5 protein-coding genes are annotated in these 12,271 nt (G+C 66.0%); 4 read left to right on the top strand and 1 reads right to left on the bottom strand.

Annotated elements, in window-relative coordinates:
- Positions 1 to 180: 180 nt before the first annotated feature.
- Positions 181 to 5,745: a beta-L-arabinobiosidase HypBA2 gene (gene hypBA2, locus AC1AYX_RS05910; RefSeq protein WP_476502645.1), complete on the bottom strand. Its 5,565-nt coding sequence runs from the start codon at positions 5,743 to 5,745 to the stop codon at positions 181 to 183.
- Positions 5,746 to 6,147: 402 nt separating this feature from the next.
- Here hypBA2 and AC1AYX_RS05905 point away from each other — a divergent pair, with 402 nt between their 5' ends.
- From AC1AYX_RS05905 to AC1AYX_RS05890, 4 genes are all read left to right on the top strand, one after another.
- Positions 6,148 to 8,145 (top strand): glycoside hydrolase family 127 protein, encoded by a 1,998-nt coding sequence (locus AC1AYX_RS05905; RefSeq protein WP_476502644.1) that lies wholly within the window; start codon positions 6,148 to 6,150, stop codon positions 8,143 to 8,145.
- 206 nt (positions 8,146 to 8,351) lie between these two features.
- The gene (locus AC1AYX_RS05900) at positions 8,352 to 9,773 is read left to right on the top strand and encodes an MFS transporter (RefSeq protein ID WP_476502643.1); all 1,422 of its coding nucleotides are present in this window, start codon (positions 8,352 to 8,354) and stop codon (positions 9,771 to 9,773) included.
- A 247-nt stretch (positions 9,774 to 10,020) separates the two neighbouring features.
- Positions 10,021 to 11,055, top strand: coding sequence for a LacI family DNA-binding transcriptional regulator (locus AC1AYX_RS05895; RefSeq protein WP_476502642.1), 1,035 nt, complete (start codon positions 10,021 to 10,023; stop codon positions 11,053 to 11,055).
- Positions 11,056 to 11,137: 82 nt separating this feature from the next.
- On the top strand, positions 11,138 to 12,223 hold the full coding sequence (locus tag AC1AYX_RS05890) for a LacI family DNA-binding transcriptional regulator (protein WP_476502641.1): 1,086 nt from the start codon (positions 11,138 to 11,140) through the stop codon (positions 12,221 to 12,223).
- Positions 12,224 to 12,271: the final 48 nt, after the last annotated feature.

The raw sequence follows: 12,271 nt of genomic DNA, 5'->3' as shown, positions 1-12,271 counted from the left end.
GATATCCGATTGCCGCGTTCGTCGCGGTTCGCTGTGGATTATCGCGGATTGTCGCGGATAGGGGACGACCCCGCCGGGGCGGAGTCACCGGTTTCCCGGTGCCTCACGTCCCAGCGGGGTCTGTCCGTCGCGTCACGTGCGTCGCCGCCTGCCGGCGTCACGCGGGTGACGCGACGGAGGTCAGCGGCCGGTGTCGCGGCGCTTGAGGGCGATGACGATGCCGGCGGCGGCCAGCATCATCACGGCGGCGACGGCGATGGCCGACACGGCCGCGCCGGTGGCGGCGGTGACGCCGCCGTTGGCCTTATCGGTCACACCGGGCTGGGAGGAGCCGGGCTTCTCCTCGGCCTTGGTGTTCCAGTAGGCCTTGTCCAAGGCGTCCTGCGCGGCGTCGATCTCGGCCTGGGTGGCCTTGTCGTTCGCGAGGACCTTCTTGGCGCTGGCGAGCTGCTGCTGCAGGGCGTTCCACGCCTCGTCGGTGTACTTCGCCTTGTCGGCCTTCTCGGCCTGGGCGATGGACGCCTCGAGGTTCTTGCGGTTCACCGTCGTCTCGCCGGGCTTGCCAGGCTGATCGGGCTGGTCGGGCTTGGTCGCCGGGTGGGAGGCGAGGACCTTCTGGGCGTCCTCGAGCTGGGCCTTCGCGGCGTCGACCTCGTCCTGCGTGGCGTTCGCGTCGTCGTACACCTTCTGGGCGGCGGCGACGACCTTCTGGAAGTCGGCCCACGCCTCGGCCGTGTACTTGGACTCGTCGAGCGAGGCGGCGGCCTTGAGGGCGGCCTCCAGCTCGGACTTGTCCACCTGCGGCTGGACGGGCTCGTCCTTGGCGGCGTGCACGCCCCACTCGGCGACGGCGGTGCCGAAGGTGCCGGTGCCGGTGTGCGGGGTGAGCACGAGGCGCAGGGCGGTGGTCTTCACCGGGGCGAAGGTCACGGTGCTCCAGCCGTCGTTCTCGGTGGCCAGGGCGGCCGGCGAGTTGCGCACGGTCGTGTAGTCGCCGTCCTTCGTCGGGGCGACGTCCTTCCAGGAGCCGTCCTCGGCGAGGTACTGGATCTTCCAGGCGTCCGGAACCTCGAGGCCGCCCTTCGCGTCGTCGGTCTTCGCGAAGTTGGCCCAGTACTGGACGCGGCTGGAGTCGACGGTGACGGACTTGCCGAAGTCGTACTCGGCGTACATGCCGTCCTTCGCCTGGCCCCAGGTGCCCCAGACCTTGGCGTTCACGTCCTGGTCGTCGGTGGTGGGCCAGGTCTTGTCCACCACGACGCCGTCGTTGAGCTTGCCTTCGGCCTTGGACCAGCTGGCCTCGGCGGAGACGGAGGTCTTCGAGGCGGTCTTCTCGATCCAGCCGTCGGCCGGTTCGGGCTCCGGCTCCGGAGTGGAGGAGCCGTTCGGGTCGGCGACCACGTGGACGGTGAGCTTCGCGTCGGCGGAGGACTTGTCGGCGGTGCCGGAGACCGTGTAGTCGCCGATCTTCGTCAGATCGATCGCCTTCACGTCGGCGGCGTTCCACTCGACCTTCTCGTCGTTCAGCATGCCGTTCGGGAAGCGGACCGGCACGGTGGTCGGCAGGTCGACGGACTTGGCGCCCTGGTAGACGGTCTGCTCGACCGGCTGGGCGGCGCCCACCGTCTGGTTGGCGGTGTCGGAACGGGCGGCGACGTGGGCGGTGGTGCCGCTCAGCGCTCCGGCGACGGTGCCCTTGACGTCGAACTCGTTGTCGGCGGCGAGCTGGTCGTCGGTCACCTTGCCCCAGGTGACGGCGAGGTCACGACGGGTGCCGTCGGAGTAGGCGGCGCTCACGGTGGAGGGCAGCTTGAGGTCGGCGGCCTTGGTGCCGGTCTGGACCAGACGGTTGACCGTGTCGACGCTCAGCGGGTCGACGGCGTAGGCCTCGAACTCGGAGACGCCCACGACCGCGCCCTTCGGGAAGACGACGCGCAGCTTGTCCGTCTCGACGGTGTCGGCGAACTTCACCTCGTTGCCTTCGTTCTGGTTGACCGTGTACTTCTGGCCGTTGGCCAGCTTCACGTCCTGCCAGTTTCCGTCGGTGTCGGCGTACTGGAGCTTCCAGCTGGTGGCCATCGGCACACCGCCGCCATCGGTCCAGAAGAACAGCTTGGCCTTCTTCAGCGGGACCTTGCCGGCCCACTGAAGCTGCAGCCACGGCTCGGCGCCGGTGTTGTCGCCCCAGTTGTTCCAGGTCTCGTTCGGCGTGTTCGTGTACACGACCTTGCCGTCGATGACCTTCTTCGCGTTGTCCTTCGGCTGGTAGCCGTTGGTGTAGCTCGCCGAGGCGGTGGACTGCGGCGCGACGTTCGAGGTGCCGTCGGACGGGATGCCGTGGACGGTGATCTGCTTCTCGCCGGTCAGCTCGCCGTCGGAGGCGGTGAGCTTGAGGACGTAGTCGCCCTCCTTGTTGAAGGTGACGGTGGTGCTGGCCGCGGAATCATCCACGAACTTCGCCACGCCGCCCTCGGGGCCGGAGACCTGCTCCCACTTGGTGGTGATGTCGCCGTCCGCCGGCAGGCCGTCGTCCTTCACGGAGCCGACGATGGTCGCGCCGGAGGAGGTGCTGGTGGAGACGTAGGCGTCGACCTGCGGGGCCTGGTTGCCGGCGGTGCCGGTCGCCTTGATGCCCGTGCTGTAGGCCTCGAGCTCCTTGACGCCCACGGCCTGGCCGGCCTGCGGGGTGAAGGTGACGCGGATGGCCTTGGCGTTCACCGCGTCAAACTGGATGCGGTTGTAGTTCGCGCCGGCGTAGGCGGGCGTGCGCACCTGGTTCGTCAGCGGCTTGAAGTCGGTGCCGTTCTCGCTGTACTCCAGCTTGTAGTTGGCGGGCTCGGCGTAGCCGGAGATCGTCTGGCTGGAGGAGCTCTGGTAGAAGTACAGGCGGATGTCGTCGATCGTCTGCTGCTGCTTGAACGTGACGGTGATGTCGTCCTTCTTGTTCGGGGAGCCCTTGGTGCCCCAGAAGGATTCCATCACGTTCTTGCCGTCCACCGCGTTGGTGGCCGGGTAGCCGTTGGTCTCATAGGAGGCCTTCACGTCCGCGCCCTTGGCGAGGTCGGTCTGGCTCTTGGAGGCGGAGTCGACGTTCGCGCCGGACTTGGCGAACAGATCGGTCACGCGCTGGTCGGCGGTGAAGGTGATCTGGTCAGCGGACTTGAGGTCGGAGCCGGTCGCGCCGGTGATCTTCGCGCCGGACTTGTCCTTGACCTCGACGGAGCCGGTGGACGGATCGTAGACGAGGTGCGCGAGCTTGTCGGACGTGAACGCGAGCTTGCCGCCCACGTACAGGCTGTAGCCGGCGGGGCCGCCGTAGTGGCTGCCGTCCTTGTCCCACACGATGGAGACGTCCTTGCCGTGGTAGCTCAGGTTGTTCACCGTGAAGTAGTTCCAGCCGGGGATCTCGATCGGGTCGAGCTCGATCTTGTCGTCCTCGCGCGGGACCATGCCGGCCACGTCCTCGACCATCGTCCAGTTCGTGGTGCCGAGCTGGGTGTGGTGGATCCAGGAGCGGTAGGTGATCTTGCCGCCGTTCTGCGCGGCGTCAAGGTTCTTGTCCTGGTTGTTGACCTTGCCGTCGCCGTTCAGGTCGCCGACGTTGTTGTTGTCCTCGTTCCAGAACTCGTTCTGGTCCGGGTACTCGTTGTTGCCGCCCTGGTAGTGGGAGAACGCCACCCAGTACAGCAGCTTCTTGAACTGCTCGTTGGTGATGTAGCCGTTCTTGGCCGCGTCATAGTTGCGGATGCCGGCCGAGTAGACCTGCAGCAGCGGCTGGGCGTTGATGATCGAGAAGTTGTTGGAGCCCGGGAAGTTCAGGGCCGCCTTGTCCGCCTGGTTGGCGGTGAAGAACGGGAAGATCGGGAACTCGTCGGAGTCGGCGAACAGGCGCAGCGCCTTGTTGTAGTCGCTGTTGCCGGTCGGCATCAGGCCCTCGGAGTACGGGTAGTAGTTGTTGATCTCCTTGTACTTGGCGAAGGCGCCGTCCTTGAGCCACTTGTGCTTGATCAGGTCGTCGGAGGAGTCCCACAGGTCGTTGAGCACGTCGGACTTGATGCCGTCGGCGATCTTCTGCATCTTCTCGGCGTTGGCGGTGTCGCCGGCGGCCTTGTAGGCCTGGGCGGCCGCGTTCGCGTTGGCCCACAGGTTGGCGGAGCCGTCGGCGCGGTCCATGCGCTGGCCGGAGCGGCCGGGCTCGGAGAAGGAGACCGCGTCCGCGTCGTTGCCGGTCATCGACCACCAGGACCAGTCGATCAGGCTGTTCTTGTTGGCGTTCTGGTTGTCGTTGTTGTCCGGCTCGGTCTGCGAGTTGAGCAGGCCCTGCACGTCCTCGGCGCCTTGGTCGGCGAGCTTCTCGGCCACGGTGGCGCCGCCGCCGTGCACCTTGTAGGCGTCCCAGCCGGCGCGCGTGATGTACTGCGTGTAGGAGTGGTTCCAGTTGGCCGGATCGCCCGGGTTGTCGTGGTAGTAGTAGTACCCCGACTTGCCCTTCTTGGCGGTGTCGCCGGCGGAGAGCCACGTGCCGTAGGAGTACTCCGGGTTGCGGAACCACTTGGTGTCCATCATGAACATGCCGGAGGTGAGCACGATCTGGTTGTTGTAGCCGAGCGCGCCCTCGACGGAGGTCGGGTACTGGAAGGTGTTGCCGGGCATGTTCGCGTCGAGCATGTTGAAGCGGCTCAGCCACCAGCGGTAGACGACCGTCTTGTCGATGTTGTCCTCAGGGGTGTCGACGTACGGGGAGTTGTCGACCCACCACTTGTTGTAGGTGGTGACGGAATCCTTGTAGGAGGCCGCCGGGTCCTTGAGGTCGCCGTTGTAGCGGGCCTCGTACTCGGTGGTGGAGTCCGGCAGCTCGTTGGCGATCAGGCCGAGCTGGAGCTTGGTGGTCGTCGGCTGGCCGGCCGCGAGCTTGACGGTGCTGACCAGCTTGCCGCCCTTGACGGTGAAGTCGTTGCCGGAGAAGCGCGGGTAGATGGTGGTCAGGTTGTTCTTGACGTTGACGCGGCCGGTGAGTTCGGTGTCGCCGTCGTTGCCGGTGGTCACGAACGGGGAGGAGGCGGTGAGCGTGAAGTCGCCGCCCTTGGTGCTGTTCAGGGTGAGGTTGGCGACCATCACGTTGTTGTTGGTGATGTACTTGACCTCGGTGACGACGAGCGACTTGTCGGCGTTGGTGAACACCGTCTTGAAGTAGCTCGGGGTCTGCTTGCGCTGGGAGGCGTCCTCGGTGAGGTTCTGGCCGTCGATGGAGACGGTGAAGCCGTTCTTGCCGGTCTGGTCCCAGTACGCGGCGTCGCCCACGAAGCCGAGCTGGCCCGGCGTGTGGGTGTACATGTAGGCGGCGCGGCCGCGGGTGAACAGGATGCTGTTGTTGTCGGCGCCCTCGAACTTGTAGGTGCCGGCGTCGTTCTTGCCGTCCGAGCCGTTCGGCTTGTTGCCGGTGCGGGTGAGGATGCGGTCGATCCAGAAGTCGTGGTCGGTGTCGGTGCCAGCGCCGTCGGCCTGGTCCTTGGCGAACGTCTGGGCCAGGTAGCTCTGCGTCGGGTTGTAGGCGACGGTGTTGGCCTTCGTCTGCATCGGGTCGTCGGAGCCGTAGAACTTCGGGTACTGCACGTCCGCGTTGGGGTGGGCGATCTCGGCGGCCGAGGCGGTGACCGCCCCTCCGCTGAGCAGCGTCGCCGCCGCCACCACGGCACCTATCGACGCGATCCACTTCTTCCGAGTGGACTTACGCGATGAGTCCATGTGTTGTTTCCTTCTCCTTGTGCACAGTCCGTCGTTGCACTGATCCGCGCCGGACCACGCTGGTTTCATTGGCGTCGCATCGGGCTGGCGTTGCGTCGGGCCGTCCTGCACTGACCTTGGACCGGCGCGCGCCCGTGTGACTTGTGTTCCATGCTATGGATGCGGAGTGCGAAAACAGGTGCGAAACATGTGGTTGCGAAATTTTTCGCGCGAAAAATTTCGCAATGGCGCGAACCGGGAAAATCGTTTTTCCGATGCTCGTACACTCGCTCAACGAAGCCGTTCGGAGGAACACGAAATCGATTGCGCAGCGGCCATGTTCCCCCGGCCAAGCAGTGCGGCAAGGAAACACTTCGACGGATGCGGGAACACCGCATCCGCACCATGCGGAAAGGACGAGGCATGAGCCAGAAAGTCACGGTGACGTCGCCATTCTGGAAGCGATACCGCGAGAACGTCGCCAAGGAGGTGATCCCCTACCAGTGGGCGGTCATCAACGACGAGCAGAAGATCGACATCCCGCGCGACCCGTCGGGCGCCCAGCAGGACATCGACTACCACTACAGCCGCGCCGTGCGCAACCTGCGCATCGCCGCCGGCGAGGAGGAAGGCGAGTTCAAGGGATTCGTCTTCCAGGACTCCGACGTCTACAAGTGGCTTGAGGAGGCCGCCTACTCCCTCGCCTACGAGCCGGACGAGCAGCTCAAGGAGCTGTGCGACAAGCTCGTCGACCTCATCGCCCGCGCCCAGCGCGAGGACGGCTACCTCGACACCCCGTACATCATCAAGTCCGGCGCCTTCGCGAACCGCGAGCGCTTCACCCAGATCCAGCAGTCCCACGAGATGTACGTGATGGGCCACTACATCGAGGCCGCCGTCGCGTACTACGAGGTCACCGGCAACCAGCAGGCGCTGGAAGTCGCCGAGAAGATGGCCGCCTGCCTTGACGCCAACTTCGGCGAAGAGGACGGCAAGATCCCCGGCGCCGACGGCCACCCGGAGATCGAGCTCGCGCTCGCCCGCCTCTACGAGGTCACCAAGGAGGAGAAGTACCTCAAGCTTGCGCAGTTCTTCATCGACGTGCGCGGCAAGGACCCGAGCTTCTACGACAAGCAGAACGAGAAGATCGGCGACGGCTCCACCGACATCTTCCCGCAGATGCGCGGCTGGACGCACGAGTACACGCAGACCGCCCGCCCGATCCGCCAGCAGAAGACCGCCGAGGGCCACGCCGTGCGCGTCGGCTACATGCTCACCGGCGTCGCCCACGTGGCGCGCCTGACCGGCGACAAGGAGCTGGAGGAGACCGCCAAGCGCCTGTGGAAGAACATCGTCACCCGCCGCATGTACATCACCGGCGGCGTCGGCTCCACCCACGTCGGCGAGGCCTACACCTACGACTACGACCTGCCGAATGACACCATGTACGGCGAGACCTGCGCCTCCGTGGCCATGAGCTTCCTCGCCAAGCAGATGCTCGAGATCGAGACCAAGGGCGAATACGCCGACGTGCTCGAGAAGGAGCTGTTCAACGGCTCCATCGCCGGCATCGCGCTCGACGGCAAGCACTTCTACTACGTGAACGCGCTCGAGGCCGACCCGACCGCCACCGACCACAACCCGGACCGCTACCACGTGCTCATGCACCGCGCCGAATGGTTCGGCTGCGCCTGCTGCCCGGCCAACATCGCCCGCCTCATCGCCTCCGTGGACCGCTACCTGTACACGGTGCACGAGGATAAGCGCGAGATCATCGCCCACCAGTTCATCGCGAACGACGCCGAGTTCTTCGACGGCGTGAAGGTCTCCCAGAAGTCCAACTTCCCGTGGGAGGGTCACATCGAGTTCACCGTGGACGTGCCGGAAGGCGCCGACCCGGTCAAGTTCCTGGTGCGCATCCCGTCTTGGTCCGCGTACAAGCATGAGCTGACCGTCAACGGCGAGGACGCCCGTCGCCTGCCCGTCGAGGACGGCTTCGTGACCATCGAGGTGACCTCCGGCACCACGAAGATCACGCTCGACCTCGACATGGCCGTGAAGTTCATGCGCTCCAAGACCGTCGTGCGCCACGACATCGGCAAGATCGCCGTCATGCGCGGCCCGATCGTCTTCTGCGCGGAGGAGGCCGACAACTCGGCTCCGCTGTGGAACTACCACATCGGCAGCCACGACGCCTCCAAGGCGAAGGCCGAGTACCACTTCGGCGAGCTGGACGGCGTGGAGGTCATCACGATCCCCGCGACCAAGCGCACGCACGACGACGTGGAGTTCCCGCTCTACGCGGACGTCGAGGAGCATCCGGTCGGGGAGAAGTCCTACGACCTGAAGCTCATCCCGTACTACGCGTGGGCGAACCGCCAGGTCGGCCAGATGCAGGTCTGGTTCGATTCGGACTTCTGATCCGTGGTCGTGGCCCCCTCTGACGAGGGGGCTGGCGGTCCGCAGGGCCGACTGGGGGAGAGATCCGGCTGTTTCCGGGGTCTACCCCTCAGTCAGCCTCCGGCTGACAGCTCCCCTGTCAAGGGGAGCCGAGAGAAAACGCGGGCTCCCCATGGGAGCCCGGCAATGAGATTTTTCCAAACCAATCAAAGAAGAAGGAAAAAGCAATGAGTGCTGCAACTCAGGACGCTTCCGCAGTGAAGCTGTCGGTCAAGGAGAAGGTCGCCTACTCCTTCACCGATATGGCAGGCAACCTGCTGTACGTGACCATCTCCTCGTACATCATGTACTTCTACACCAACGTGTTCCACATCCCGGCCGCCGGCGCGCTGGGCGCGGGCACGATTCTCCTGGTCGCCCGCTTCGCTGACGCCATCTCCGCCGTCGTGTGGGGCTCCATCGTCGACCACACCAACACCAAGTGGGGCCAGTCCCGTCCGTGGTTCCTCTGGCTGTGCGTGCCGTTCGCGATCACCGTCTGGATCGCGTTCACCGCTCCGAGCCTGCCTGACGGCGCCCCGAAGTTCTGGTACGCGCTAATCACCTACATCCTGGCCGCCGGCGCCATCTACACCGGTATCCAGACCCCGATCACCGCCATCCTGCCGAACCTCACCTCCGACCCGGTCGAGCGCAACAACGCCAACTCCTTCCGTATGGCCGGCGGCCAGATCGGCTCCTTCATCACCTCGTCCTTCACCATCCCGCTGGTCGGCTGGTTCGGCGTCCACTTCGGCAGCGGCGACAAGACCGGCTTCATGATCGTCACCGCGATCTGGGGCATCGTCGCCATCATCCTGCTCCTGTTCTCCTTCAAGAACCTCAACGAGCGCAACTACCACCCGGAACTCAACAAGCCGATTCCGCTGTCCGACTCCCTGAAGGCCGCCAAGGGCAACTGGCCGTGGATCATCCTGGTCGTCGCCTTCGTGATCTACTGGGTCGCCCAGTCCACCCGTAACGGCGTGTCCACCTACTACGCCCAGTACGTGCTCAACAACCGCGACCTCGTCTCCCTGTTCAACGGCGTCCAGGTCCTCGGCCTGCTCGGCACCATCGCGATGCCGTTCATCGCCAACAAGACCAAGAACAAGACCCTGACCATGATCATCGGCCTCGTCATCGGCGGTCTCGGCCAGGCCCTGATGCCGCTCGCCGGCCACAACGTGCCGCTGCTGGTCATCTTCTGGACCATCGGCGTGTTCGGTGCCGCCATCGCCATCGGCATGCCGTTCGGCATGCTCGCCGACACCGTCGACTACGGCGAGTGGAAGACCGGCATCCACGCGGCAGGCTTCCTGACCGCCGTCGGTTCCGCCTTCTGCATCCAGGTCGGCTCCGGCTTCGGCGCCTTCCTCCCGCTCGAGATCATGGGCGCCGCCGGCTACGACGCGACCAAGGACGTCCAGTCCCAGGCCGCCCAGGACGCCATCACCTTCTGCTTCATCTGGCTGCCGGTGATCGTCTACGTGATCGTCGCCGTGATCATGTGCTTCTACCGCAAGTTCGAGAAGATGGAGCCGCAGATCAAGGCCGAGCTGGCCGAGCGTCACGAGGCCCAGCTGAAGGCCGAGCAGGCCAACGCCTGATCCGGTCCCGGCCATCCCATCGGATGGCCAGCCCCCCTTCCCGGCTTCCGGGGCGAACGGCAAGCCGGATCCCTATCTCCTAATCTCCTTCCTTCCACACTGTGCCCCGGCGGGCGAACCCCCATGGACCCCATGCGAGTCGCCCGCCGGGGCACAGCTCTTTCGGATACGATTGATGGTCATCCATCGGTCCGTCACCATCGCTTCACCGTCCGCCGTCGCGGACGCACGCAGAAAGGACGTCAACATGGGCAAGGGCGCATACGCGGTGGCCCGTCTGGAGGACGTCGCGGCCGCCGCCGGCGTATCGATCTCCACCGCCTCGAAGGCGTTGCACAACAAGCCGCGCATCAGCGAGGCCACGCGCGCCCGCGTGTTCGAGGCGGCGCGACGTCTCGACTATTCGCCGAACAAGCAGGCCCAGTCCCTCGCCGGAGGCCGCACCAGCAGCATCGGCGTGCTCACCTACGAGCTCACCGCGCACTGCACGAGCCCGGTGCTCGTCGGCATCGAACAGGAGATGAGCTCGCGCGGCATCAGCGTGCTGCTCGCCAACGCGCAGTCCGACGCCTCGCTGGAGCCGGGGCACATCGAACAGCTCATCTCGATGAACGTGGACGGCCTCATCGTCATCCACGACGAGACGAACCCGCATCCCTCGCTCGGCGACGGCTGGGGCATCCCGATCGTCTACGCCTACGGGCCGTCCACCAACGTGATGGACTGCTCGGTCACCTGCGACAATCTCGAGGCGGGCCGTCTCGCCGTCAACCATCTCATCGACTGCGGCCGCCACCATATCGCCGTGATCGCGGGCGACGACCGGTTCATCGCCGCCGGCGACCGTCTCAAGGGCACATTGGAGGCGCTCTCCGAATTCGGCATGGAGCCGGCCGGACAGGTGCGGTTCGGCGCGTGGACCGAGGATTGGGGCCGCGAGTCCGTGCGTCGTCTGCTCGACGACGAGCATGCGGAGTTCGACGCGCTCATCTGCCAGAACGATCCGCTCGCCCGCGGCGCGCTCGAGGAGCTGCAGCGCCGCGGCGTCACGGTGCCGGACGACGTCGCGGTCATCGGCCACGACAACCGCGAGGTGTTCGTCAACGCCACCCATCCGACAATCACCAGCATCGACAACAACGGCGAGGCGGTCGGTCGTCTCGCCGCGCGCTACCTGCTCGACGCGCTCAACGGCACGCGACGTCACGGCACCGACTACGTGTCCTGCCGTCTCGTGCCGCGCGAGTCGACGCGTCTGCTCGACGACGCGGACGACGCCTGAGCCGTTCCGGCCTGAACCGTCCCGTCGTAACGGGAGCGAAGGGGGTTAGCGCTCACGGTCGTAAGGGGTTACCATGGTGCCCATGGCGACAGGGACATCCGGAACGGCGGGGCGCAAGGTGACGCTCGCCGACGTGGCGAGGGAGGCGAACGTGTCGGTGTCGGCCGCGTCGAAGGCGCTGCGGCACGCCGACCGCATCTCCCCGCAGACCCAGCGCGCCGTCGCGGCGGCCGCGCAACGGCTCGGCTACATGAGTCCCGCCGAACGCGTCAAATCCACGCGCCGGCGCAAACGTTCGGGACTCGTCGGGCTCATCACCTCCGACTACAACGGGCGCTTCTCGCTGCCGCTGCTCACCGGCGCGGAGACCACGCTCGGCGCCTCCAACCACGCGGCGCTGCTGATGAGCTCGCACGGCCGGCCTGCGCTGGAACGCAGCCACATCGACCGTCTCGCCGCCTACGGCGTGGACGGGCTGATCGTCGTGGGCGACACGTCGAACCCCCGTCCGCCGCTGGACGAGCGCACGACGATGGGCCTGCCGGTCGTCTACACCTACGATCCGTCGCGCGATCCGGACGATTGCAGCATCGTGTGCGACAACGTGGGCGCCGGCGCGCAGGCCATCGAATACCTGCTGAGCCTCGGCCGCCGCTACATCGCGATCATCGCCGGTTCCGAGGATTTCCAGGCCGCGCACGACCGCATCATCGGCGCGCAACGCACGTTCACCCTCTACGACTTCCAGCCGGTCGACATGCTGTTCGACACGTGGGGCGAGGATTGGGGCGAACGCGCGGCGAAGATGCTCCTCGAACGCCACCCGCATCTCGACGCGATCTACTGTCTGAGCGACGAGATCGCGCGCGGCGCGGTGAGGGGCCTTCTGGCCGAGGGCAAGGACGTGCCGCGCGACGTCGCGGTGATCGGGCACGACAACTGGTTCGTGTTCAGCGCGAACGTGCATCCGACGCTCACCACGTTCGACAACAACATCGCGATGATCGGCAAGATGGCGGCGAGGTATCTGCTCGACGCGATCAACGGCCATCCGCATCACGGCGTGTTCAGCGTGGAATGCCCGATGGTCGTGCGCGAGTCCACCGAAGTGGGCCGCCGCACCGCGGTCGAGGGCAGCGGAAGAATCTACGAGCGGCGCAACGGCTAGGGGAGCGGCCTGCCGGACGCGGCCGTTTCATCATGCATCACGTCTTCG

This window comes from Bifidobacterium sp. LH_419 (genome assembly GCF_056356955.1).
The sequence above is the reverse complement of the archived record's forward strand: the minus strand, read 5'-3'. Positions and strand labels throughout refer to the sequence as shown.